Source organism: Streptomyces sp. NPDC018610 (genome assembly GCF_044391765.1).
Classification (GTDB): domain Bacteria; phylum Actinomycetota; class Actinomycetes; order Streptomycetales; family Streptomycetaceae; genus Streptomyces.
This window is the reverse complement of sequence record NZ_JBISAL010000002.1, coordinates 880,538-904,891: the sequence shown is the minus strand read 5'-3', so window position 1 is coordinate 904,891 and position 24,354 is coordinate 880,538. Positions and strand designations below refer to the sequence as shown.

Sequence of the window (24,354 nt, the reverse complement as noted above, 5' to 3'; positions counted from 1 at the left end):
CATGATGCACCACGGATCCCGTCACCGACCCCGTTTTGCACAACCCGGCTCCCGCCCCCGACCTGGTTTTCCACAACCCGGCTCCCGTCCCTTGCCGTGCTGTTACGGTGCCGAGTGGGACCCGGGAGTTCCGGGGAGGGGGAGGATCGCCTTGTCCTTCTTGGCGGACGCGGTGGACGCGATCCACGAACACGCGGCAGAGGTCTACGGCCTGCTGGACGACGAGGGGCGCGCGGAGCTGCTGGAGATCCTCGCCGACGCCGAGGAGGACCCGCTGGCCGCGGCCGACGAGGTCCGTGACCTGGTCAAAACGCTGCTGCCACCACAACACCCGCTACGGGCGGCCCTGGTCCCGCCCGGGGTGCGCTACCTCGCCACCGCGGAGGACGGCGCGGCCGTACGCGGCTCCCTGGACCGGTTGCTGCGGCAGCTGGAGGACAGGGGACTCGTGACGAGGACCGGACGGGGTGCGCCCGGCGCCGCCGAGACGTCGGGGGCGCACATCACGCCCCCGGATGCGCGGGACGCGCCCCCAACGCTCCAGGCCGACCCGGATGCGCCCCCCACGCTCCGGGACGGCGAGCCTCCCGAGACACCGCTCCAGCTCCACGACGGGCCTCCCGGACGCCCCCTTTCCACCGAGCGGCCCGAGCCTTCGTACCGGCCGGACGCCGACGGACAGCCCGAGCCTTCGTACCGGCCCGACGCCTATGACGCCTGGCTGCTCGCCGCCCCCGCCGTCCCCGCCGCCTCCCTCGGCCTCACACCCGAGGAGCCGCGCGACCTGATCCTGCTGACCGACGAGCGGGAGGAGGAACGCGTCCCCGCCTTCCAGTTCGATCCGCGGACCCGGGAGCCCTATCCGGTCGTCGTGGAGATCAACCGTCTGCTGTCCGCCGACGAGGACCCCTGGGGCGCCGCCGACTGGTGGCTCGGTTCGAACGTGTGGCTGGACGCCGCCCCCGCCGAACTGCTGGGCACCGGGGCGGACCATGCCCTGCTGTCCGCCGCGCGCGCCGAATTCCCGGAGTGGTGACCACGTGCCCGACCAGATCGTCCCCGAGCCGTCCGTCCGGGTCAGCCCGCACCGCCATGTGCTGCCGGCCGGCACCGAGCTGTGGCGCGTGCACAACATCGACCGACCCGCCACCGACTTCAAGCCGATCCCGGCCGACCTGCACTGGGGCGGCGGCCGGTTCTGCCACATCAGGGACGACCTGGGCCCCCGCGACCTGCCGTATCTGTACGCGGGTCTGTCCCCGCTCACCGCCCTGTGCGAGACCCTCGCCCGCGATCTGCGGGTGCGGCCGGACGGCTGGCGGCGCGTCAAGCGCCCCGCTGTGCGTGACGCGGCGCTGTCGAAGGTCGTCGCGGCCGTCGACCTGCCGCTGGTCGACCTCACCGACAACGTCCGGCTCGCCGCCGTGCGCCAGGACAAGTGGCTCGTCCAGTGCGAGGCCCCGGACTACCCCCGCACCCGCCGCTGGGGCTCCTGGATCCGCTCGCAGGCCTCCTGGGCGGTCGGGCTGCGCTGGCCGTCACGCCAGGATTCCGGCCTGGTCTCCGGCGAGGTCTGCGCCCTGTACGAGCGCGAGGACGGCCCGGCCCTGCTCAAACCGTCCTCCGAGCCCACCCTGGAGCTGAACACCGAGGAGGGCCGCGACTACGTCAACTCCTTGCTCGCACCCCTGCTCATACGGGTGCAGCACCCCCGCCGGGCGAGGTGAACGAGGTGCCGCGGCCCTTCGGGCACCGGCGTACGGGACGCGTGCGACCACCGGACGCCGGGCTTACGGGCCGCGGCCGAGGGCCCGGGCGGCTCCGCCACGGTCTCCCTCGCCGGGCGGATGCCGGGGCCTCCTCCTGACGGACTCCTCCTATGCCAGGGGCTCGATGCGGCGAGCCGATCAGGTGATCGGACCGGCACGGGGAGTGAGGTGGCCGATTGTCAGTGCCGTCGGGTTGCATGGGGGCATGGACGATCTGAAGCTCCGAGCCGAAGCCGACGCGATCCTCGCCGAACTGGTCGGCGATCCCGGCGGGGCGGCGCGGTTGCGCGAGGACCAGTGGCAGGCGGTGGCGGCCCTGGTCGAGGAGCGGCGTCGGGCGCTGGTGGTGCAGCGGACCGGCTGGGGGAAGTCGGCGGTGTACTTCGTCGCCACCGCCCTGCTGCGCCGGCGGGGCTCCGGCCCGACGGTGATCGTCTCGCCCCTGCTCGCCCTGATGCGCAACCAGGTCGAGGCGGCCGAGCGGGCCGGCATCCGGGCGCGCACCATCAACTCGGCCAACCCGGAGGAGTGGGACGCCATCCACGCGGAGGTCGAGCGCGGCGAGACCGACGTCCTCCTCGTCAGTCCGGAACGCCTCAATTCCGTGGACTTCCGCGATCAGCTGCTCCCCAGGCTCGCGGCCACGACCGGCCTGCTGGTGGTCGACGAGGCGCACTGCATCTCCGACTGGGGCCACGACTTCCGGCCGGACTACCGCCGGCTGCGGGCGATGCTCGCCGAGCTGGCGCCCGGCGTGCCGGTGCTGGCCACCACCGCGACGGCGAACGCGCGGGTCACCGCGGACGTCGCCGAGCAACTGGGCACCGGTGCCGGCGAGGCCCTGGTGCTGCGGGGCACGCTGGAGCGGGAGAGCCTGCGGCTGGGGGTGGTGCGGCTGCCGGACGCCGCGCACCGGCTGGCCTGGCTCGCCGAACATCTGGACGAACTCCCCGGTTCCGGGATCGTCTACGCGCTGACGGTCGCCGCGGCCGAGGAGGCCACCGCCTTCCTCAGGCAGCGCGGCTTCAAGGTCGACTCCTACACCGGCAGGACGGAGAACGCCGACCGGCTCCAGGCCGAGGCCGACCTCCAGGAGAACCGGGTCAAGGCGCTGGTCGCGACGTCGGCGCTCGGGATGGGCTTCGACAAGCCGGACCTGGGCTTCGTGGTCCACCTGGGCGCGCCGTCTTCGCCGATCGCGTACTACCAGCAGGTGGGCCGGGCCGGCCGCGGGGTGGAGCACGCGGAGGTGCTGATGCTGCCGGGCAAGGAGGACGAGGCGATCTGGCGCTACTTCGCCGACACCGCCTTCCCGCCCGAGGCCCAGGTCCGCCAGACCCTCGCGGCGCTCGCCGACGCGGGACGGCCGCTGTCCGTGCCTGCCCTGGAGTCGATCGTGGACCTCCGCCGCACCCGGCTGGAGACGATGCTCAAGGTCCTTGACGTCGACGGGGCCGTCAAGCGGGTGAAGGGCGGCTGGGTGAGCACCGGGCAGCCCTGGGTGTACGACACGGAGCGGTACGCCTGGGTGGCGCGGCAGCGCTCGGCCGAGCAGCAGGCCATGCGTGACTACGTGAGCACCACCGGGTGCCGGATGGAGTTCCTGCGTCGGCAACTGGACGACGAGGGCGCCGTCCCGTGCGGCCGGTGCGACAACTGCGCCGGCGCCTGGATCGACTCCTCCGTGTCGGCGGAGGCGCTGACGGGAGCCGCGAAGGAACTGGACCGCCCGGGGGTCGAGGTCGAGCCGCGCCGGATGTGGCCGACGGGGATGCCCGCGCTCGGCATCGACCTGAAGGGCCGTATCCCGGCGGGGGAGCAGTGCTCCACCGGGCGCGCCCTGGGCCGCCTCTCGGACATCGGCTGGGGCAACCGGCTGCGCCCCCTGCTGGCCGAGAACGCGCCCGACGGTCCGGTCCCGGACGACGTCCTGAAGGCCGCGGTGGCCGTCCTCGCCGACTGGGCCCGCTCCCCGGGCGGCTGGGCGCCCGGGGTCCCGGACGCCTCGGCCCGGCCGGTGGGCGTCGTCTCGGTCCCGTCCCTCACCCGTCCGCAGCTGATCGGCTCGCTCGCCCGGGAAGTGGCCGCGATCGGCCGCCTCCCCTACCTCGGCGCCCTCACGTACACCGGCTCGGGCGGCGCGCACACGGCACACCGCAGCAACTCCGCCCAGCGTCTCAGGTCGCTCGCCGGTGTCCTGGCCGTCCCGGAGGACCTGGCCGCCACCCTGGCCGCGTCTCCCGGCCCCGTGCTGCTCGTGGACGACTACACGGACTCCGGCTGGACCCTGGCCGTGGCCGCCCGGCTGCTCCGCCGGGCCGGCGGCGAACAGGTCCTTCCGCTGGTCCTCGCGGCGGCGGGCTGAACCTGCCCGGGGACCGTCTTGAGGGGAGCCGTCGGCGACTTGTCAGGGCCGGGCGGCGGACGGCCTGGCGGGGCGTTTCGGCGGGTCGTCGGGGGGTGGCTCGGAGTGGTCGGGGAGAGGGACCGGGTGAGTTGACGTGTCCCTGGTGGGACTTGTCCACAGGCGCGAGCGGAGATCTGTCTTCCGCGAGATCGTCTGGGCATGACGAATCACAGCGAAACGACCGGACCCGCCGAAAACGGTGACATCGCCTACGACGGCCCCGGCCCCGAACATCAGGTCACGCTGCGCACCCCGGCCGAACTCGCCGACGCGCTGCCGTATCTCCTCGGCTATCCGCCCGAGGACAGCATCGTCCTGGTCGCCCTGCACGACCGGGGCGGGCATGGCAGGTTCGGCGGCCGGGCCCGGCTCGGCATCCCGCCGAACGCGGCCGACTGGCCGTCCGCGGCACGCCAGCTGGCGCACGGACTGATCACGGGCAGCGAGCGCAGGGGAGCCAAACCGGAGCAGATGGTCGCCTTCGTCTGCCAAGAGCCCTCGGCGGGCGAGTCGGGGCGGGACGTCATGCGGAGGCTGCGCCCGCTGGCCCAGAAACTGCGCACCGAATGCGGCCGCCTCGATGTTCCCGTGATCGAGGCGCTGTGCATCTCCGCCGGCCGCTTCTGGTCCTACTGCTGCCCGAGCGTCGGGTGCTGCCCCGACGACGGCCTGCCCATGGGCCTGCCCGGCACCTCCGTGATGGCCGCCGCGGCGACGTACGCCGGCATCCAGGTCAGGGGCAGCCTGCGCGAGCTGCGGGCCAGGCTGCTCCCCTGGGAGGCCGACGCGGCCCGCGCCCAGGAGCGCGCGCTGGACACCGCGGGCAGGGCGCTGGTGCCCAGGATCCTCGACGAGGCGAGCCGTGCGGAGGTGTCCGCGGAGACCCTGGACCTCGCCGAGCGTGTCATGCGGCGGTTCGCCGAGGCGCCCTTCGCCGTTGACGGGGCCTCCGCCGACCTCCGCGACGACCGGTTGATCCGGGACGAGGAGGCGGCGTCGCTGGTCCTCGGCCTGCAGGACCGCACGACGCGCGACCGCGCGGCCGAGTGGATGGAGGGTGACGAGGCTGGTCCGGCACTCCGGCTGTGGCGGGCCTTGGCCCGCCGCTGTGTCGGTCCCTACGGCGAGCACGCGGCCGCCCCGCTGACGCTCGCGGGCTGGGTCGCCTGGTCGGCCGGTGACGAGATCGAGGCCCGGGAGGCCCTGGCCATGGCGCTGGGTGCGGACCCCGACTACCTCTTCGCCCGGCTCCTGCACCAGGCCTGCAACGAGGGACTGGACCCCGAATCCGTGCGGCGCTGCCTGCGCACGGAGCGCGAGGGACGAGCCCGCCCGACGGCCGACGGGACCGGCGCGGAGGACGCGGCCGCGCGGGAGGACGGCGGAGACGGCGAGGGCGGGGCAGGCGCCCGAGCCGGGGAAGGCGACGGGGGCCCTGGTGCGGCGCGGCGCGGTGTAGGGGAGGGCGTCCCGCCTGTCCGCGACGACGCAGCCCCGGATCCCGCGGCGCGGGAAACGCCGGCCCGTGACCGCGGCCTCACCCGTGAGGCGCAGGCAGGGCCGACACCCTGCCGTCGGCGGCGGCCACGCCCGGACGGCTCCGGTGCCGCCGGTCCGAAGCCCGAGGGAGCACGCCCGGTGACGCCCCGCGGCGGCGGTAACCGGCCCGGCCCCTCTTCGGTTGTGGGCCGTCCGCGCCCGCGCGTGACCGGGAAGGAGGCCGCACGGCGCCGGGACGCGCGTCGGCCGGTCACGGACCCACGGCGGCACATTTCCGGGGGCGACGTGTGAACGCGCCCTGACGGAGCGGCCCGGCCGACCCGGGCCGCGCGGCAACGGAAGCGGCCACGACTCGCGGAGCGACCTGAGGCGGTGGGGCCATGACGCGGAGAGGGGGAGGCAGTGGGCGAGGAGACGGCGAGAGGGGGTGGCGCGGTGAGACGGCGGCGCGGGGCGGGGCGCGGCTGGGCGCCGTCGTGACGCGCGGGGCGGAACAAGTGGATCAACCCTCGGTGCGGCCCGCGAAGGGAGTGTTTATCGTCAGGAAGACGACTATGATCGCCGCATGCCCTACGACCCGTCAGCCTTTCCGCCCTTCGCCGTCACCGTGGACCTGGTCGTGCTGACCGTGCGCCGCCATGCCCTGTGCGCGCTGGCGGTGCGCAGGGCGGAGCAGCCGTTCCAAGGGCGCTGGGCGCTTCCCGGCGGCTTCGTACGGGCCGACGAGGACCTGGCGCAGGCGGCGGCGCGGGAACTGGCCGAGGAAGCCGGTCTGCACGCCCACGACCCGTCGTCGCCCGATCAGGACAACGGCGCTCACCTGGAGCAGCTCGCGACCTACGGCGACCCCGATCGTGATCCCCGGATGCGCGTCGTCAGCGTCGCCCACCTCGCCCTCGCCCCCGATCTGCCCGCGCCCAGGGCGGGCGGTGACGCCGGTGACGCACGCTGGGCGCCCGTGGCGGAGTTGCTGGAGCACGGCGGCTTCGGCAGGGACGGCGAGCCGTTGGCTCCGCTCGCCTTCGACCACGCCCGGATCCTCGCGGACGGTGTGGAGCGCGCCCGTTCGAAGATCGAGTACTCGTCCTTGGCGACGGCGTTCTGCCCACCGGAGTTCACGGTCGGAGAACTCCGCCGCGTCTACGAGGCGGTGTGGGGCGTGGCGCTCGACCCGCGCAACTTCCACCGCAAGGTGACGGGCACTCAGGGATTCCTCGTGCCGACCGGGGGCACGACCACCCGCCAGGGCGGACGCCCGGCGCAGCTCTTCAGGGCCGGCGGCGCCACTCTGCTCAACCCGCCCATGCTCCGCCCCGAGGTCTGACCTCCGCCGGGAAGAGGATCGGCCGGTGGACGGACCCCGCTCGCGCAGGGTGAACACAGGGCCGAGCGACGGCGCCGGTGGGTGCCGTACGCGCGTCGCGATCGCGAAAAAAGGTACATAACGCGCTATCTTGCTGCGGGTGATCCAGGCCTTCGGACTGACCAGCGACTCCCGTAAGGACCTTCCCTCCGCCGTCGACGACGTCTCCTTCGAAGTGCACCCGGGGCGTGTCACCGCGCTCCTGGGGGCGGCGGGCGCGGGCAAGACGACGACGCTCAGACTCATGCTCGAACTCCAACAGGGCCGGGGCATCACCTACTTCAAGGGGCGGCCGCTGCATCGCATCCCGCGTCCGGCCAATGAGGTCGGCGCCCTGCTGGGAGACGTCCCCGGCCACCCGGCGCGTACGGTGCGAGGTCATCTGCGCATGCTGTGCGCGGCGGCGGGCCTGCCGGCCCGGCGCGCCGACGAAGTCCTCGAAGCCGTCGGGCTCGTCAGTCTCCGCGAGGAGCGGCTCGGCACTCTGTCGCGCGGTACGGACCGGCGTCTGGGGCTGGCCTGCGTGCTGCTGTCCGAACCGCACACGCTCGTGCTCGACGACCCGGCCGACGGGCTCTCCGCGCGGGAGGGCCGCTGGCTGCACGGCGTGCTGCGGGCCCACGCGACCCAGGGCGGCACCGTGCTGTTCGCCACGGCCGATCCCAAGGAGGCGGCGCGGGCGGCCGACCGCGTCCTGACCCTCGAACGCGGCGTGCTCGTCGCCGACCAGGACGTCACGGACTTCGCCCGCAACCGGCTGCGCCCCCGTGTCGCCGTCCGCACCCCGCACGCGGCCCGCCTCGCGGCCCTCCTGGCCAAGGAGTCGCGCACCGACCGCCGCTCGGTGGAGGTCGTGCACGAGGACGGCAACCGTCTGTCCGTCTACGGCAGTACGTGCGCGGACGTCGGCGAGACGGCGTTCCGGCACGGCATCCTGATCCATCAACTCGCCGACGAGGTGGGGGACATGGGACCGGGGGCCGGAGCGGCGCCACGCCCCGTCGCCGCCTTGGCCGGAAGGCGGGCCCCGGGGACGGCGGCCTCGGTCGCCGTGGACAGGCGGCAGGCGCCCGTCGGCGTCTCCTCCGCCGGGAGTCTCGAACCCGCCGTGGTGCGACGGCCCGCGGACTTCCGCACGTCCGACGGCGCGGCGCGGCCCGGCCGGACGTTGCCCGACCGGCAGCCGGCCGCCACCGGTTCCGGGCTCCCCGGGGCGGTGGCCGCCGCTCCGGCCCCCGCGGCGCGCGCCGCGGACCCGACGACCGGCACGCCCGAGGCCGCCCAGGACGCCCCGGCTCTCGACGGCGGCGTCATCACCGCACGCGCCGAGGACGCGTCCGCCCCCGCATCCGTCCAAGGCGAAGCCGTGTCCGACTCCTTCGAGGACGCGTCCGCGACCGACTGGCCGGAGGGAGCGGCCGACGTGGCCGAGTCGGTCTCCGCCGATCCGGTCTCCATCCGGGCGGTCTCCGTCGCGCGGCGCCCCGAGGGCACGTCCGTCGCCGCGCACGCCGACAGCGGAGCCTGCGCGGCGGTTCGCGACGGCGGCCGCCCGGCCCCGGGCGCGGACGGCCGTCCCGGCCCCGCCCACGCCGAGCCCCGTTCCCTTGCCGCCGACGCCGAGAACCCGCCCTCGGGGACCGGCACCCGTCCCGGCGCACCCTCGGCACCCCGCCCGGACGGCCGGTCGATGTCCACGGGCCCCGGCGACGACCTCATGTCCGAGCGCCGCCCGGACAGCGGGCTCCGGCCCGTCTTCCGCACGGACGAGCCGGCCCCCGGGCCCGTCGTCCGTCACAGCCTCCGCCCGGAGGCGGAGCAGCCCGAGCCCTCCCGGGGCCCCGCCGGCCAGGCCGGCGGCTCACGCCCCGCGGCCGGGCAGCCGACGCCGCCGCACACCGCGGCGAGCCATCCCTCGATCCCCACCCCGCGTCCGGCGGAGGCCGCCCCGCTCGACGCCTCGTCCCCTCTCCCGCCCCCCATCTCCGTACGCCTCGCCCCCGGCCCGCTGCGTCCGCTCCGCTACGAACTGCGCCGGGCCTCCGGCATCAGCACGGGCTTCGTCACCTCTGCCGCCGTCCTCGTCGTCTCCGCGCTCACCGCCCTGATCATGGGGGCCGCCGGGCACAGCCCGCAGCCACGACTGCTGGCCGCCTGGCCGTGGCAACTGCCCCTGCCGCCCGCGGCGCTCGGCGCCGGGCTGCTCGGCGCGCTCGCCTTCGGCGACGAGTTCCGCCACCCCGCGCTCGCCGCCGACCGCGGCACGGTGCCGCGCCGCTTCGGGCTGCTCGCCGCCAAGCTCGTCGTCGCCGCCGCCACCGCGCTGACGCTGGCCTTCCTCACCGTCGGCTGCGACGCCGAGGTGCTCTACCTCGTCTACGGACGGGAGCTCACGCAGGTTCCCGGCGACTGGCTGTCGCTGGGAGCGGGCTGGTTCGGTCTCGTGGTGGGGTGCGCCTGGACCGGCCTGCTGGCCGCGGGCCTGTTCCGGTCCACCACGGCCGGGCTGGCCGCGGTGGTCGCCGTACCGGTCGTCGTCGCGCCGCTCGCGCGGCTGTCCATGGGAGGGGCGGCATGGGACGCGGACGGTCTCCCCGCACGGCTGCGTCGGAGTTTCCTGCTGCAGTGGCCCTTCGGAGGGGATCGCTACTTGGCCGCCGCGGCCCGTGTGATCGCCCAACCCGTGGGCGGGGCACTGACGTTGTCGCTGGTGGCCTTGGCGTCCGGATACCTGCTGACGGTGCTGCGGAGCCGCGCCCGATGAGGAGCGCCCGAACATTCTCGGTCGCACGGTGTGCGCAACTCCTCACGGAAAGTCCATTTCTTTCCAATAAGGCGTCAATTGCGACAGAGTGAGCGATCACCCTTTCGTGTGCTTTTCACCAAAGACCTCAAGGGAGTTGGAGACGACGCCGACAAAGGATCCGTGAGTACCCTTGCGCACACCATGATGACCGCCGCCCGCCCCACAGACTCAGGTCTCGTCGGCCCGGGCGAACTCGACCGCTACCCGTACACCGAGGCGCCCGTTCCCGACCGCGTCGGAAGCACCGCCTGGGAGGGTGCGGAGCCGGAGCTCGGCCGCGTCAGCCGACGCGCCGCGGGCAGCCGCGGCCGCGGACTGCACGGCCAACTCGTCCAGCAGCTCGGGCAGATGATCGTCTCCGGCGACCTGGGCGCCGACCGGCCGCTGGTGCCCGAGGAGATCGGTCAGCGCTTCGAGGTCTCCCGCACCGTCGTCCGGGAGTCGCTCCGCGTCCTGGAGGCGAAGGGTCTGGTCAGCGCCCGGCCGAACGTCGGCACGCGCGTGCGCCCGGTCAGCGACTGGAATCTCCTGGATCCGGACATCATCGAGTGGCGCGCCTTCGGGCCGCAGCGCGACGACCAGCGCCGCGAGCTGAGCGAGCTGCGCTGGACGATCGAGCCGCTCGCCGCGCGCCTGGCCGCCGGGCACGGGCGCGAGGACGTCCAGCAGCGCCTCGTCGACATGGTCGAGATCATGGGCCACGCCCTCGGGCAGGGCGACGCCCTCACCTTCTCGCGCGCCGACAGCGAGTTCCACTCGCTGCTGATCCAGGTCGCGGGCAACCGGATGCTTGAGCACCTCTCCGGGATCGTCTCGGCCGCCCTCCAGGTGTCCGGCGGGCCCGTCACGGGCTGTGACCGGCCCAACGAGACCTCGGTGGCGCAGCACGCCCGGATCGTCGACGCGCTCGCGGCCGCCGACGGGACGGCCGCGGAGGGCGCCATGCGCCAGCTGCTCACCGTGCACCCCGAGATCGAGCGGGTGGTGCCCGCGCCGCGCGAGCACTGAGCCGTGCGCGCTGCTTCGGGCCCGGACGGCACGGCTGTGCCCTGCCGTCCTTCTCGGGCGGCCCCGCCGGGCCGGTGAGAGGCCTCCCGCTGGACCCCGCCGGATCCTCCGCGTACGGCGGGGTCCGCGCGTGCGGCGGCGGACGCACCCTCCGGGCGGAGTTCCGTCGATGACTCCAGCTGATCCTTTTTGCGCACATATGGATGCTTTTAAGCACTTACGGGGTGTGACTCGGGCCACGCGGATTGGGCGTAACGCTCGTGGAAACAGCGCGATGACCTAAGAGGTGACAGCCGCGGAGGGAATACGGACGCCGTTCATGGCGCTGTGCATCTTCCCGGCCCCCGCCCGCGCCGTCGGCCCGTTCCCAGGCCGGTGGTCGGCTCCTGTCCACTGTGGACGGGGCCGGAAGCCGTTTTCCAACGTTCCGAGAGGTTGTTCGTGTCGGCCAGCACATCCCGTACGCTCCCGCCGGAGATCGCCGAGTCCGTCTCTGTCATGGCGCTCATTGAGCGGGGAAAGGCTGAGGGGCAGATCGCCGGCGACGATGTGCGTCGGGCCTTCGAAGCTGACCAGATTCCGGCCACTCAGTGGAAGAACGTACTGCGCAGCCTCAACCAGATCCTCGAGGAAGAGGGTGTGACGCTGATGGTCAGTGCCGCGGAGCCCAACAAGCGCACCCGGAAGAGCGTCGCAGCGAAGAGCCCGGCCAAGCGCACCGCCACCAAGACGGTCGCGGCCAAGACGGTGACCACCAGGAAGGCCACCGCCACCGCCACCCCGGCGGCGCCCGCCGTCGACACCCCCGCCGAGGACGACGCCACCGCCAGGAAGGCCGCGGCGAAGAAGGCCGCCCCCGCCAAGAAGACGGCGGCCAAGAAGGCCACCGCCGCCAAGAAGACGGTCGCCAAGAAGACGGCCGCCGGCAAGAAGGACGACGTCGAGCTCCTCGAGGACGAGGTGATCGAGGACCCCAAGGGCGCGGAGGAGCCGGAGGGCACCGAGAGCGCCGGATTCGTCCTCTCCGACGAGGACGAGGACGACGCCCCCGCCCAGCAGGTCGCGGCGGCCGGCGCCACCGCCGACCCGGTCAAGGACTACCTCAAGCAGATCGGCAAGGTCCCCCTGCTCAACGCCGAGCAGGAGGTCGAGCTCGCCAAGCGCATCGAGGCGGGCCTCTTCGCCGAGGACAAGCTGGCCAACTCCGACAAGCTCGCCCCCAAGCTGAAGCGCGAGCTGGAGATCATCGCCGAGGACGGCCGCCGCGCCAAGAACCACCTGCTGGAGGCCAACCTCCGTCTGGTGGTCTCCCTGGCCAAGCGCTACACCGGCCGCGGCATGCTCTTCCTGGACCTCATCCAGGAGGGCAACCTCGGTCTGATCCGCGCGGTCGAGAAGTTCGACTACACCAAGGGCTACAAGTTCTCCACGTACGCCACCTGGTGGATCCGTCAGGCGATCACCCGCGCGATGGCCGACCAGGCCCGCACCATCCGTATCCCGGTGCACATGGTCGAGGTCATCAACAAGCTCGCGCGCGTGCAGCGCCAGATGCTCCAGGACCTGGGCCGCGAGCCCACCCCGGAGGAGCTGGCCAAGGAACTCGACATGACCCCGGAGAAGGTCATCGAGGTCCAGAAGTACGGCCGCGAGCCCATCTCGCTGCACACCCCGCTGGGCGAGGACGGCGACAGCGAGTTCGGTGACCTCATCGAGGACTCCGAGGCCGTCGTCCCGGCCGACGCGGTCAGCTTCACGCTGCTGCAGGAACAGCTGCACTCGGTGCTCGACACCCTCTCCGAGCGCGAGGCGGGCGTCGTCTCCATGCGCTTCGGCCTCACCGACGGTCAGCCGAAGACCCTCGACGAGATCGGCAAGGTGTACGGCGTCACGCGCGAGCGGATCCGCCAGATCGAGTCCAAGACGATGTCGAAGCTGCGCCACCCGTCGCGTTCGCAGGTGCTGCGCGACTACCTCGACTAGGTCGAGGCCGGCCCGACACCGAGGGCCCGGCTCCCCGTGGGGAGCCGGGCCCTCGTGCTGCGGCCCGCGCCCCCCTGCATGACTCTGGGTTCCAACGATCATCCAGAGTGAGGAGCGCGCATGCGAGGCCGTATTGCCCGGGCACTGGCCCGGCCGCTGGTCATGGCGGCCGTCGGGGCCGCGATACCGCTGATCAACGCGGCGCCCGCCACCGCCGACAGCGTCGTGGTCGGGGGCTTTCCCGTCGATGTGTCGCAGAGCCCGTGGACCGTGGCGCTCGCCAGCCGTGACCTGTTCGGTGGTAACCGCGCCGGGCAGTTCTGCGGAGGCGTGGCCGTCGCCCCGAACGCCGTGCTCACCGCGGCCCACTGCCTGGCCGGGGACGTGGTCGGGGCGCCGCCGACACGCGACCTCAGAGTCATCACCGGCCGGACGGACCTGCGTTCCGACCAGGGCAAAGAGATCCCCGTACGCGCTGTCTGGGTGAATCCGGACTACGACACCACGACCAACGGCGGCGACTTCGCGGTGCTCACGCTCGCCGAGTCGCTGCCCCGCGGCGCGGTCATCCCCATGGCGGGCGCGGGCGATCCCGGCTACACGCCCGGTACCAGCGCCACGGTCTACGGCTGGGGGGACACCGACGGCGCCGGCGCCTATGCACACAGCCTGCACGGCGCGCGGGTGCACGTCCTGCCCGACGCCCGCTGCGAGCGGGCTTACCCGGGCGACGGTGACGGCACGTACATGCCCAGCACGATGCTGTGCGCGGGCGAGACCACCGGGGGCCGGGACGCCTGCCAGGGGGACAGCGGCGGCCCGCTGGTCGCCCAGGGGCGGCTGATCGGGCTGGTCTCCTGGGGAAACGGCTGCGGGCGCGCGGACAGCCCCGGCGTCTATACGCGAGTGTCCGACGTCGTGCGGACTCTGAGCCGGGCCGACGGGTCCAAGGGGCTGCGCCAAGGGGCCGACAAAGCCTGACAGCAGCATGACGAAAACGGGCGGCCGCTCCTGTGTGACAGGAGCGGCCGCCCGTTCGCCGGCCTGGTGCCGGAGCTGCTCGTCGTGCGAGGTGTCAGCGCTCTTCTTCGGACGCGCTTGCCGGGATGGAGGTCAGGCGCTCCGTCTCGTCCTGTATCTCAGCGGCGATCTTCTTGAGTTCCGGCTCGAACTTGCGCCCGTGGTGGGCACAGAAGAGCAGTTCTCCGCCGCTCACCAGGACGACGCGCAGGTATGCCTGGGCGCCGCAGCGGTCGCAGCGATCAGCGGCCGTCAGCGGGCTCGCGGGGGTCAGAACAGTAGTCACGTCGCCTCTTCTCTAGCTCGACGAGCTGTCGTACCAGGGTCAACATCCAACCAGCCCCAAACGTTCCCGCTCGCGGCTTTTCCCCGAAGAATCTTTTCGAGGCGGCTGTCCGTTGCCGGTTTGGCGGCGAATGTGCCGTATTACGTCTGTGTGTCTTACGGGTTCGCGCTGTCGGTCATGGTCGGTCCTCCCGGCCGGGTTGCCGGTTGTTCATGAGGACGTGCCCGGAGCCTAAATGGTTCATGCCCCGAAGGGAACGTGATATGTGCTTCACTCCATCGAGGGATCGAACGTGCATGCGACTCTGGACTAGTCTGGGTCGCTGCCGAGGGTTGCGTTACAAGGGCTCTACCAGGCCTCGGTACCCTCTGAGCGGCAACCGAAGCCGCGCCCTTACCCATCAGGGCCTCAACTGAAATTCAGCGAGGAGCGAACCGCGTGACCGCCGATACGTCCGTGCCGTCCACAGCGCTGCTGGCAGGAGCAGACCGGGACGGTTCCAACTACACCGCGCGGCACCTGCTCGTCCTCGAGGGCCTCGAAGCCGTGCGCAAGCGTCCGGGCATGTACATCGGATCGACCGACAGCCGCGGTCTGATGCACTGCCTGTGGGAGATCATCGACAACTCCGTGGACGAGGCCCTGGCCGGCGTCTGCGACCACATCGAGGTCGTGCTGCACGACGACGGCTCCGTGGAGGTGCGCGACAACGGCCGCGGCATCCCCGTCGACGTCGAACCCCGCACCGGCCTGTCCGGCGTCGAGGTCGTCATGACCAAGCTGCACGCGGGCGGCAAGTTCGGCGGCGGCTCGTACGCGGCCTCCGGCGGTCTGCACGGCGTCGGCGCCTCCGTGGTCAACGCCCTGTCCGCCCGGCTGGACGTCGAGGTGGACCGCGGCGGCCACACCCACGCCATCAGCTTCCGGCGCGGCGTCCCCGGAGCCTTCACCGGAAACGGGCCGGAGGCCAAGTTCGACGCCACGAGTGGACTGCGCAAGGCCAGGAAGATCCCCAAGAGCCGCACCGGCACCCGCGTGCGCTACTGGGCCGACCGCCAGATCTTCCTCAAGGACGCGAAGCTCTCCCTGGAGAACCTGCACCAGCGGGCCCGGCAGACGGCGTTCCTGGTGCCCGGCCTGACCATCGTCGTCCGCGACGAGTACGGCCTCGGCGAGGGCGGCAGCAAGGGCGAGGAGTCCTTCCGCTTCGACGGCGGCATCAGCGAGTTCTGCGAGTACCTGGCGAGCGACCGGCCGGTCTGCGACGTCCTGCGCTTCAGCGGCCAGGGCACCTTCAAGGAGACGGTCCCGGTCCTCGACGACCACGGCCAGATGACCCCCACCGAGGTCACCCGCGAACTGGGCGTGGACGTCGCCCTGCGCTGGGGAACCGGCTACGACACCACCCTGCGCTCCTTCGTCAACATCATCGCCACCCCCAAGGGAGGCACCCACGTCGCCGGCTTCGAGCAGGCCGTCACCAAGACGATGAACGAGGTGCTGCGCGCCAAGAAGCTGCTGCGCGTCGCCGAGGACGACATCGTCAAGGACGACGCCCTGGAGGGCCTCACCGCGGTCGTCACGGTCCGCCTGGCCGAGCCCCAGTTCGAGGGCCAGACCAAGGAGGTCCTCGGCACCTCGGCGGCCCGCCGCATCGTGAACACCGTGATCACCAAGGAACTCAAGGGGTTCCTGACCTCCACCAAGCGCGACGCCGCCCAGCAGGCCCGTGTGGTCATGGAGAAGGCGGTCGCCGCCGCCCGCACCCGCATCGCCGCCCGACAGCACAAGGACGCCCAGCGTCGCAAGACGGCCCTGGAGTCCTCCTCGCTGCCCGCGAAGCTCGCCGACTGCCGCAGCGACGACGTCGACCGCAGCGAACTGTTCATCGTCGAGGGCGACTCCGCGCTCGGTACGGCCAAACTCGCCCGCAATTCCGAGTTCCAGGCGCTGCTGCCGATCCGCGGCAAGATCCTCAACGTCCAGAAGTCGTCCGTCACGGACATGCTGAAGAACGCCGAGTGCGGGGCGATCATCCAGGTCATAGGAGCCGGCTCGGGCCGCACCTTCGACCTGGACGCGGCGCGCTACGGCAAGATCATCATGATGACCGACGCCGATGTGGACGGCTCCCACATCCGCACGCTGCTGCTGACGCTGTTCCACCGCTACATGCGGCCCATGGTCGAATCCGGCCGGGTGTTCGCCGCGGTGCCGCCGCTGCACCGCATCGAGCTGGTCCAGCCGAAGAAGGGCCAGGACAAGTACGTCTACACGTACTCGGACCGTGAGCTGCGTGACAAGCTGCTCGAGTTCCAGAGCAAGAACATCCGCTACAAGGACTCTATCCAGCGGTACAAGGGACTCGGCGAGATGGACGCCGATCAGCTGGCCGAGACCACCATGGACCCGCGCCACCGCACCCTGCGCCGGATCAACCTCTCGGATCTGGAAGCCGCGGAGGGGGTCTTCGACCTGCTGATGGGCAACGACGTGGCGCCTCGCAAGGAGTTCATCGCGAGTTCCGCGGCCACGCTGGACCGCTCGCGCATCGACGCGTAGCCGCTTCCGGTCCACGCCGGGGCCGGAGCCGGAGCCACGATCGCAGTCGGAGTCGGAGTCGGAGTCGGAGTCGGACCGGAGCCGTGGCCACGCCCGTGTCTCCGCCCCGCGGCCGGGGGCTCGCGCCCTGCGCTCCCGCCCCTGACCCCAGGCCTCGGCTTCCGGTCCGCTCCCCAGTCCTGGCCCGGCCCCTGCTTCCGGCCCGGAACCGGTGGTCCCCGATTCTGGAGTGAGAACGCGCGAGAGCCCGACCGCGAGGGGCGCCGATCTCGCGGCACCGCCGGATCATCTCCACCCCCGGGTGGAGATCGGCGGTGCCGCGGGATCCACCCGTGATCCACCCCTGCTCCGATCAACGAGCCCGCGCTTTTCCGTAGCGTCGAAGGCGTCGGCGGTGCTCCGCCGCCGGCCTCTCCTTCCCGCTCCACGGAGGCGCACATGTCCGGGCTCGTCGACGCGCTGGCGATCGTCGCCGTCGCCGCACTGGTGATCTCACGGCAGTTCCGCGCCCGCCGGCTCGACACGGACCGGCGCTGGTGGGTCCTGCCCGTGATCCTGGCGGTCGTCGCGCTGCGCGGGCCCGGCCTGCTCGACGCCCATCACCGCACCGGATCCGCCGTCCTGCTCGGCGCCGAACTGGTCCTCGGTCTGGCCACCGGAGCCGGCTGGGCCTGGACCACCCGTATATGGACCGAACCGGACGGTGCCGTGTGGACGAAGAGCACCCGGGCCGGCATCGCCGTGTGGCTCGGCGGCATCGTCCTGCGCGTCGGCCTCTTCGCGATCGGCGCCGCGCTCGGCGTGCACCAGGGCAGCTCCGCCGTGCTGCTCGCCCTCGCGGCGGCGCTCCTCGTCCGCTCGGCGGTCCTCGTCGGCCGCACCCGTGTGCTCGCCCCGGCGGGTGCCGTGGCCGCGGCGTACGGTGACGACAGGTCCCGGCCCGCGTGGAAGGAGCGCGTATGACGTACAACGTCTGGACGCGCTGGCCCTCGCCCGAGGCGCTCGGCCGCGAAGGGATCTCGCAGCCCCGGCGCCTGCTCGGCTGGGGCGTGCGGCTGCTGGTGATCGGCGTGCTGCTCTGGGGCGCCTTCAACAACCACCACGTCCATGTCTGGCAGGCCGTGGTGGCGGCCGTGGGGGTCCTGGTCACCGCGGCCGTCGCCTGGGCCTTCTTCCGGACCACGCTCGCACACCGGCTCCGGCCGTCCTTGGGCCTCGTCGCCGTGCTCCTCGGAGCCGGTGCCGCCGCCCGGGCCGGGGGCTTCGAGACGCCCGGCCTCGTCATCTGGTGCGGCTGCGCCGTCGCCGCGCTGGAACGGCTGCCCCTCGCCGCCGCAACCCCCGTCACCGCGTTCGCCCTCACCTCGTACGCCGTGGCGGTCGACGACAAGTGGCCCACCACCGTCGCCACGACGGTCGGCCTCGCCCTCGCCGGCTACGTGCTGCGGCTGGACGCCGACGCGCGCGGCAGCGCCCAGCGGCTGCTCGCCCAGGAGCGGGCCGCGCGGGCGGCGGAGGCGGAGTCGGCGGCGCTGGCGGAGCGGGCCAGGATCGCGCGGGAGATCCACGACGTGCTGGCCCACAGTCTCTCGGCACAGCTCGTGCACCTGGAGGCCGCCCGGCTCCTCGTCGAGCGGGGCGCGGACCGGGAGCAGATCCTCGAGCGGGTGGTGGCCGCCCGGGGTATGGCCCGGGACGGCCTGGCCGAGACCCGGCAGGCGCTGTCCGCCCTGCGCGGCGAGCTGACCCCGCTGGAGGACTTCCTCGGCGAACTCCTCGGGGCGTACGGAGGGGCCGCCGAGGTCACCGTCTCGGGTGAACGCAGACCGCTGCCGGCCGAGGCGTCGCAGGCCGTGCGGAGGGTCGCCCAGGAGGCCCTGACCAACGTCCGCAAGCACGCCGCGGGAGCGAAGGTCCAGGTGCGCCTGGACTACGGCGAGCACCAGGTCGTGCTGGACGTACGGGACTCGGGCGGCACGCACGGCGAACTCGCCGGGGTCGGCGGCGGGTACGGTCTGCTGGGCATGCGGGAGCGTGCCGAGCTGCTGGGCGGTTCGCTGGAGGCGGGGCCGCACGAGGAGGGGTTCGCGGTGACGTTGAAGGTGCCGGTATGACGCAGGAGGCCGGCAAGAAGCCCGCGCGGGTCGTGGTGGCCGACGACCAGACCGTGGTGCGGGAGGGCATCGTGATGCTCCTGGGCCTGCTGCCCGGTCTGGAGGTCGTGGGTGCCGCGGGCGACGGCGACGAGGCGGTGAGGCTGGTCGCGGAACTCGCTCCGGACGTGGTCCTGATGGACCTGCGGATGCCCCGCTGCGACGGCGTGGAGGCCACCCGGCGGATCCGGTCGGAGCACCCGGGGACCCAGGTCGTGGTCCTGACGACCTACGCGGACGACGAGTCGCTGTTCCCCGCCCTGCGGGCCGGAGCGCGGGGTTACCTGACCAAGGACGCGGGCGGCGACGAGATCGTCCGGGCCGTGGAGAGCGTGCTGTCCGGTGAGGCGGGGCTGTCGCCCGGCATCCAGCGGAGGCTGCTGGAGCGGCTGTCCGAGCCGGCGCCCGGGCCCGGGGAGGCCCCCGTGGCCGAGACGCCGGACGGGCTCACCGCCCGGGAGTGCGAGGTGCTGGTGCTGATCGCCGAGGGACTGAGCAACCAGGAGATCGCCCGCCGGCTGCACGTGTCCACCGCGACCGTCAAGACCCACATCAACAACCTCTTCGCGAAGACCGGCCTCAAGGGCCGGGCGCAGGCGGTGCGTTACGCCTATGCGAAGGGGCTGGTGCGGCCACCGGAGAGGTGAGTCACCTGATGGGGTGAAGAGCGCGAGGAAGGGAAGTCGGGGATCTTCCCGTTCTGTCCATGCTTGGGCATGCAGTCAAGCAACGGCCGCCCCGAAAGGGGCGGGGGCGGTCCCGACGGGACGCCGGGGAACCACGATGGCCACACGTCGGCACCCGAGGACATGGGGTACCGCGACCCCTGGTACGACGCGCTGGCGTCCGGCTGGGGCGAGGGAGGCGGCACCGGAGCTCCCGCCGCGACGGTTCCGGCGCCGCGCGGCGCGGAGCGGGGCCGAGGAGACGCCGCGGCGGCGGAGGTGTACCTGGAGGTGCAGCGCAGCGCGGCGTTCCAGGAGGTGCGCAGGCGGTACCGGAGGTTCGTGGTGCCGGCGGTGGTGGTCTTCCTCGTCTGGTACGTGGCGTACGTCGTGACCGCGACGACCGCGCCCGGCCTCATGGCCAGGCCGGTGGCGGGCGCGGTGAACGTGGCGCTGCTCGCGGGACTCGGGCAGTTCCTCACCACCTTCCTCTTCGCCTGGGCTTACGCCCGGCACGCGCGGCTGCGCCGGGACCGTGCCGCGCTCGACCTGCGCTGGGACACCCAGGAGATGGCCCGCGGCGCCCAGGGCGGTGTGTCGTGACCGGTGATCACCAGAGCCTGGCACTGGTGCTGTTCAGCGTGTTCGTGGCGGTCACGCTGGGCATCACGACCTGGGTGAGCCGCAACCGGCACGGTTCGGCGGAGGAGTTCTACGCGGGCGGGCGGCTCTTCTCGCCCATGGAGAATGGTTTTGCCATCGCCGGGGACTACGCGTCGGCCGCGTCCTTCCTCGGAGTCCCCGGGCTGATCGCCCTGTTCGGCTACGACGGGGTGCTGTATGTGGTCGGCTTCCTCGTGGGCTGGCTCGTGGTGCTGTTCCTCGTGGCCGAACTGGTGCGCAACTGCGGCCGGTTCACGCTCGCCGACGTGGTCGCGGCACGGATGAGCGAGCGGCCGGTGCGGATCGCCGCGGGCACGTCCTCGGTCACCGTCTCCGTCCTGTACCTGGTGGCGCAGATGGTGGGCGCGGGCAGCCTGGTCGCGCTGCTGCTCGGGCGGACCGGCGGGGCGGCCCAGGCCTGGACCGTCATCGGCGTCGGCGCGCTCATGGTCGTCTACGTGTCACTGGGCGGGATGCGGGCCACCACTTGGATCCAGATCGTCAAGGCGGTGCTGCTGCTGGGCGGCACCGTCGTGCTGACCGTACTCGTCATGGTCCGCTTCCACGGCGACCTCGACCGGCTGCTGCTGACCGCGGCCGAGCGCAGCGGCCACGGGAACGCGTTCCTCGCCCCGGGACTGAGGTACGGCGGGGACTGGACCTCGCGCCTGGACTTCATCAGCCTCGGCCTCGCCCTGGTGCTCGGCACGGGCGGCCTGCCGCACATCGTGTCCCGCTTCTACACGGTGCCGACCGCGCGGGCCGCCCGCCGTTCGGCGATCTGGTCCATCGGACTCATCGGCGCCTTCTACCTGATGGCGATCGTCATCGGGTTCGGCGCGGCCGCGATCGTCGGCCCGGAGGCCGTACGGGGGTCGAACGCGGCCGGCAACACGGCGGTCCCGCTGCTCGCCCTCGACCTGGGCGGCGGCGCGGACTCCACGGGCGGGACGGTGCTGTTCGCGGTGGTCGCCGCCGTCGCCTTCGCCACGATCCTCGCCGTGGTCGCCGGCATCACGCTCGCCTCGTCGGCGTCCGTGGCGCACGACCTGTACGCGTCACTGCGGCGCAGGGGGCGCCGGCCGCGCGGCGAGGTGGCCGTGGCGCGCGGCGCGGCCGTCGCCTTGGGGGTGGTCGCGATCGCCCTCGGCCTGGTCGCCCGGGACCTCAACGTCGCCTTCCTGGTCGGTCTCGCCTTCGCCGTCGCCGCCTCGGCGAACCTGCCCGTGCTGCTCTACTCGTTGTTCTGGCGCGGCTTCACCACCCGTGGCGCGGTGTGGGCGGTGTACGGCGGGCTGATCCCGGCCCTGGGGCTCGTCGCGCTCTCGCCGGTGGTCTCGGGCAGCCCCGGCTCGCTCTTCCCGGGCGTCGACTTCCAGTTCTTCCCGCTGGAGAACCCGGCCGTCGTCTCCGTCCCGCTGGGTTTCCTCGCCGGCTGGCTCGGGACCGTGACCTCCGCCGAACTGCCCGACGAGGCCAAGCACGCGGAGACGGAGGTGCGCTCGCTGACCGGCGCGGGGGCCGTGTAGGGCGGTCCCGTCGCCCGTCGCCCGTCGCCCGTCGCCCGTCGCCCGTCGCCCGTCGCCGTAGCGCCGCGTCGTGCACGGTCGCGGGCTACGGCGCCACCCATGCGTACCGGTGCTCCGGGCGGCCCGTGTCGCCGTACTTCAGCGAGAGGCGCAGGCGGCCGGCCTGTTCCAGGTGGCGGAGGTAGCGCTGGGCGGTGGAGCGGCTCAGGCCGGTCCGGGCGGCCACCTCATGGGCCGACAGAGGGTGGCCCGCGCCGTGCAGGACACCGCAGATGAGGTCCGTGGTCGGCTCGGAGTGGCCGCTCGGCAGACCGGGGGAGGAGGGCGCGGGTCCGGTGCGCAGCGCACCGAAGATCCGGTCCACCTGCTCCTGCCCCGTCACCCCCCGGCCACCGACGCGGTCGACGGTGCGGCGCAGGGCCGCGTAGGAGTCCAGACGGGTGCGCAGCGCGGCGAAGGTGAAGGGCTTGACCAGATAGTGCAGGGCGCCCAGACGCATCGCCTGCTGCACGGTGGCCACGTCCCCGGCCGCGGTGATCATGATGACGTCGGTGCCCAGGCCCTGCTCGCGCATGCGGTGGACGAGTTCGAGGCCCGTCCGGTCGGGCAGGTAGTGGTCGAGCAGCACCAGGTCGATGCCGCCGCGCTGCACGGTGGTCAGCGCCTGGGCGGCACTGTGCGCGCGGGCGGCCACCCGGAAACCGGGAACCTTCCCCACGTACTTGGCGTTGATCTCGGCGACACGGAAGTCGTCGTCGACCACCAGGACGTCAATCATCGGGCCTCTTCCTCCAGGCCGGGCGGGTGTTCAGCCCGTGTTTCGGCTCCGTTGTTGTAGCGCGAGCAAAACGAGCACAACAGGTCCTTGCGAGCAAAAGAACGGCTTGCGCCCCAAAGACTGCTGCTGTGGCCCGGGCCACACCTACCGTCCCGGCCATGAGCACAGACACCAGCCCCGCCATCGAGCTACGGGGCGCGAGCAAGACGTTCAGGACCCCCTCGGGGGGCCTGCACACCGCCGTGCGGGACCTCGACCTCACGGTCGGCCGGGGCGAGTTCGTGGCGGTGGTCGGTCCCACCGGCTGCGGCAAGTCGACCACGCTGACGCTGGTCAGCGGCCTGGAGGAGCCCACCGAGGGCGATGTGCTGGTGGCCGGCGAGCCGGTTCAGGGTGTCGGCGGCAAGGTCGGTTTCGTCTTCCAGCAGGACGCCACCTTCCCCTGGCGCACGGTGCTGTCCAATGTGATGGCCGGGCCGCGCTTCCGCGGTGTGCCGAAGGCGGAGGCCAAGGAGCAGGCGCGTGCGTGGCTGGCCCGGGTCGGGCTCGCCGCGTTCGAGGACCGCTATCCGCACCAGCTCTCCGGCGGGCAGCGCAAGCGCGTCGCGCTCGCCGCCACCTTCGTCAACGACCCCGAGATCCTGCTGATGGACGAGCCCTTCTCGGCGCTCGACGTGCAGACCCGGGCGTTGATGTCGGACGAGCTGCTGGAGCTGTGGGAGGGCACGGGCGCCTCGGTCGTCTTCGTCACCCACGACCTGGAGGAGGCCATCGCGCTCGCCGACCGGGTCGTCGTGATGACGGCCGGCCCCGCGACCGTGAAGCAGATCTTCGACATCGATCTGCCCCGGCCGCGCAAGGTCGAGCAGGTGCGTCTGCAGACCCAGTTCATCGAGATCTACCGGGAGATCTGGCAGTCCCTCGGCGAAGAGGTCCGCATCACCCGTGAGAGGGGCGCCGCCCATGTCGCCTGAGGTGCTCAGCACGCCGGTCGTCGACACCGCCAAGACACCCGACCGCGCCAACTCCCGAGCCCGCGCGGCCCGTCGGCGCAAGGCGGTCGTCCACTCGGCCCGGGCGCTGCTCCTGGTGGCCGTGCTCGGTCTGTGGGAGGTGCTCTCCCGGACCGAGGTCATCGACCCGTTCAACTTCTCCATGCCGTCGCGGATCTGGGACCAGATCTGGACGTGGACCACGCACGGCACCGCCCTCGGCTCGCTGGGCGAGCAGATCTGGTACACGCTCTACGAGGCCCTGCTCGGGTGGGTGTTCGGCGTGGTGGGCGGTGTGGTGCTCGGCATCGCGCTCGGCCGGGTCGCGTTCCTCGCGGACGTCCTCGGCCCCTACATCAAGGTGCTCAACTCCATCCCGAGGATCGTCCTCGCACCGATCTTCGTCATCTGGTTCGGGCTGGGACCGGTCTCCAAGATCGCCTCAGCCGTCGTCCTCGTCTTCTTCCCGGTCTTCTTCAACGCCTTCCAGGGCGCCCGGGAGGTCGACCGCAACCTGGTCTCCAACGCCCGGATCCTCGGCGCGAGCGACCGCAGGGTGACGCTCCAGGTGGTCATCCCGTCCGCGACCTCCTGGATCTTCACCAGCCTCCACGTCAGTTTCGGCTTCGCGCTGATCGGCGCGATCGTCGGCGAGTACATCGGCGCGACCAAGGGCATCGGCCTGCTCGTCGCCCAGTCGCAGGGCACGTTCAACGCGGCCGGCGTCTATGCCGCGATGGTCATCCTCGCCGCGGTCGCCCTCGTCGCCGAGGGGCTGCTCACCTTCGCCGAGCGCCGCATCTTCCGCTGGAAGCCCGCCGGCTCCGGCGACTGAGCGGGGATCCGGTCCCCGCACCCCCTCTTCCTCCC

At 72.7% G+C, this 24,354-nt stretch carries 19 protein-coding genes; 17 read left to right on the top strand and 2 right to left on the bottom strand.

What is annotated here, in order from left to right; translation table 11 throughout:
* The first annotated feature begins 151 nt into the window (after nt 1–151).
* The 9 genes from ACH5A8_RS09205 (at nt 152) to ACH5A8_RS09165 (ending at nt 13,817) form a co-directional block, all read left to right on the top strand.
* Nucleotides 152–1,036 carry a hypothetical protein gene (locus ACH5A8_RS09205; protein ID WP_398999612.1) on the top strand — a complete coding sequence of 295 codons (885 nt, stop codon included), beginning with the start codon at nt 152–154 and terminating at the stop codon, nt 1,034–1,036.
* 4 nt (nt 1,037–1,040) lie between these two features.
* Entirely contained in the window at nt 1,041–1,727 is a 687-nt protein-coding gene (locus ACH5A8_RS09200; RefSeq protein WP_398999610.1) for an RES family NAD+ phosphorylase, read from the top strand.
* Nucleotides 1,728–1,974: 247 nt separating this feature from the next.
* A complete protein-coding gene (locus tag ACH5A8_RS09195) occupies nt 1,975–4,134 on the top strand; it encodes a RecQ family ATP-dependent DNA helicase (protein ID WP_398999608.1) in 2,160 nt (719 codons plus the stop codon).
* A gap of 201 nt (nt 4,135–4,335) precedes the next feature.
* Nucleotides 4,336–5,967, top strand: coding sequence for a DUF4192 domain-containing protein (locus ACH5A8_RS09190; RefSeq protein WP_398999606.1), 1,632 nt, complete (start codon nt 4,336–4,338; stop codon nt 5,965–5,967).
* Between the two features lie 274 nt (nt 5,968–6,241).
* Nucleotides 6,242–7,000, top strand: coding sequence for an NUDIX hydrolase (locus ACH5A8_RS09185; RefSeq protein ID WP_398999605.1), 759 nt, complete (start codon nt 6,242–6,244; stop codon nt 6,998–7,000).
* A 139-nt stretch (nt 7,001–7,139) separates the two neighbouring features.
* Entirely contained in the window at nt 7,140–9,803 is a 2,664-nt protein-coding gene (locus tag ACH5A8_RS09180; protein WP_398999603.1) for an ATP-binding cassette domain-containing protein, read from the top strand.
* 162 nt (nt 9,804–9,965) lie between these two features.
* Nucleotides 9,966–10,853, top strand: a complete 888-nt coding sequence (locus ACH5A8_RS09175; protein WP_398999601.1) for a FadR/GntR family transcriptional regulator — start codon at nt 9,966–9,968, stop codon at nt 10,851–10,853.
* Nucleotides 10,854–11,294: 441 nt separating this feature from the next.
* Nucleotides 11,295–12,836, top strand: coding sequence for an RNA polymerase sigma factor (locus ACH5A8_RS09170; RefSeq protein ID WP_398999599.1), 1,542 nt, complete (start codon nt 11,295–11,297; stop codon nt 12,834–12,836).
* 120 nt (nt 12,837–12,956) lie between these two features.
* On the top strand, nt 12,957–13,817 hold the full coding sequence (locus tag ACH5A8_RS09165) for a S1 family peptidase (protein ID WP_398999597.1): 861 nt from the start codon (nt 12,957–12,959) through the stop codon (nt 13,815–13,817).
* A gap of 94 nt (nt 13,818–13,911) precedes the next feature.
* Here the strand turns inward: ACH5A8_RS09165 and ACH5A8_RS09160 are convergent, their stop codons facing one another.
* Nucleotides 13,912–14,142, bottom strand: a complete 231-nt coding sequence (locus ACH5A8_RS09160) for a hypothetical protein (RefSeq protein WP_398999595.1) — start codon at nt 14,140–14,142, stop codon at nt 13,912–13,914.
* A 438-nt stretch (nt 14,143–14,580) separates the two neighbouring features.
* Here ACH5A8_RS09160 and ACH5A8_RS09155 point away from each other — a divergent pair, with 438 nt between their 5' ends.
* From ACH5A8_RS09155 to ACH5A8_RS09130, 6 genes are all read left to right on the top strand, one after another.
* Complete coding sequence (locus ACH5A8_RS09155; RefSeq protein ID WP_398999593.1) at nt 14,581–16,704, top strand: type IIA DNA topoisomerase subunit B; 2,124 nt, start codon at nt 14,581–14,583, stop codon at nt 16,702–16,704.
* A gap of 438 nt (nt 16,705–17,142) precedes the next feature.
* Complete coding sequence (locus ACH5A8_RS09150; RefSeq protein ID WP_398999591.1) at nt 17,143–17,667, top strand: DUF1453 domain-containing protein; 525 nt, start codon at nt 17,143–17,145, stop codon at nt 17,665–17,667.
* On the top strand, nt 17,664–18,818 hold the full coding sequence (locus ACH5A8_RS09145; RefSeq protein WP_398999589.1) for a sensor histidine kinase: 1,155 nt from the start codon (nt 17,664–17,666) through the stop codon (nt 18,816–18,818). The genes ACH5A8_RS09150 and ACH5A8_RS09145 overlap by 4 nt, the downstream gene beginning before the upstream one ends.
* The gene (locus ACH5A8_RS09140; protein ID WP_398999587.1) at nt 18,815–19,504 is read left to right on the top strand and encodes a response regulator; all 690 of its coding nucleotides are present in this window, start codon (nt 18,815–18,817) and stop codon (nt 19,502–19,504) included. Before ACH5A8_RS09145 ends, ACH5A8_RS09140 begins: the two co-directional genes overlap by 4 nt.
* Before the next feature lie 69 nt (nt 19,505–19,573).
* Nucleotides 19,574–20,125, top strand: coding sequence for a DUF485 domain-containing protein (locus ACH5A8_RS09135; protein ID WP_398999585.1), 552 nt, complete (start codon nt 19,574–19,576; stop codon nt 20,123–20,125).
* A complete protein-coding gene (locus ACH5A8_RS09130; protein ID WP_398999583.1) occupies nt 20,122–21,714 on the top strand; it encodes a cation acetate symporter in 1,593 nt (530 codons plus the stop codon). The genes ACH5A8_RS09135 and ACH5A8_RS09130 overlap by 4 nt, the downstream gene beginning before the upstream one ends.
* Nucleotides 21,715–21,799: 85 nt before the next feature.
* Here ACH5A8_RS09130 and ACH5A8_RS09125 read toward each other — a convergent pair whose 3' ends face one another.
* Nucleotides 21,800–22,492: a response regulator gene (locus ACH5A8_RS09125; RefSeq protein WP_398999581.1), complete on the bottom strand. Its 693-nt coding sequence runs from the start codon at nt 22,490–22,492 to the stop codon at nt 21,800–21,802.
* 158 nt (nt 22,493–22,650) lie between these two features.
* Here ACH5A8_RS09125 and ACH5A8_RS09120 point away from each other — a divergent pair, with 158 nt between their 5' ends.
* Nucleotides 22,651–23,466 carry an ABC transporter ATP-binding protein gene (locus tag ACH5A8_RS09120; RefSeq protein WP_398999580.1) on the top strand — a complete coding sequence of 272 codons (816 nt, stop codon included), beginning with the start codon at nt 22,651–22,653 and terminating at the stop codon, nt 23,464–23,466.
* Complete coding sequence (locus ACH5A8_RS09115; protein WP_398999578.1) at nt 23,456–24,319, top strand: ABC transporter permease; 864 nt, start codon at nt 23,456–23,458, stop codon at nt 24,317–24,319. Before ACH5A8_RS09120 ends, ACH5A8_RS09115 begins: the two co-directional genes overlap by 11 nt.
* Nucleotides 24,320–24,354: the final 35 nt, after the last annotated feature.

Excerpts from the sequence above, each read along its gene's own strand:
- ACH5A8_RS09195 (WP_398999608.1), top strand. The coding sequence starts at position 1,975 with ATGGACGATCTGAAGCTCCGAGCCGAAGCCGACGCGATCCTCGCCGAA.
- ACH5A8_RS09190 (WP_398999606.1), top strand. The coding sequence starts at position 4,336 with ATGACGAATCACAGCGAAACGACCGGACCCGCCGAAAACGGTGACATC.
- ACH5A8_RS09185 (WP_398999605.1), top strand. The coding sequence starts at position 6,242 with ATGCCCTACGACCCGTCAGCCTTTCCGCCCTTCGCCGTCACCGTGGAC.
- ACH5A8_RS09165 (WP_398999597.1), top strand. The coding sequence starts at position 12,957 with ATGCGAGGCCGTATTGCCCGGGCACTGGCCCGGCCGCTGGTCATGGCG.
- ACH5A8_RS09150 (WP_398999591.1), top strand. The coding sequence starts at position 17,143 with ATGTCCGGGCTCGTCGACGCGCTGGCGATCGTCGCCGTCGCCGCACTG.
- ACH5A8_RS09145 (WP_398999589.1), top strand. The coding sequence starts at position 17,664 with ATGACGTACAACGTCTGGACGCGCTGGCCCTCGCCCGAGGCGCTCGGC.
- ACH5A8_RS09140 (WP_398999587.1), top strand. The coding sequence starts at position 18,815 with ATGACGCAGGAGGCCGGCAAGAAGCCCGCGCGGGTCGTGGTGGCCGAC.
- ACH5A8_RS09135 (WP_398999585.1), top strand. The coding sequence starts at position 19,574 with ATGCAGTCAAGCAACGGCCGCCCCGAAAGGGGCGGGGGCGGTCCCGAC.
- ACH5A8_RS09125 (WP_398999581.1), bottom strand. The coding sequence starts at position 22,492 with ATGATTGACGTCCTGGTGGTCGACGACGACTTCCGTGTCGCCGAGATC.
- ACH5A8_RS09120 (WP_398999580.1), top strand. The coding sequence starts at position 22,651 with ATGAGCACAGACACCAGCCCCGCCATCGAGCTACGGGGCGCGAGCAAG.
- ACH5A8_RS09115 (WP_398999578.1), top strand. The coding sequence starts at position 23,456 with ATGTCGCCTGAGGTGCTCAGCACGCCGGTCGTCGACACCGCCAAGACA.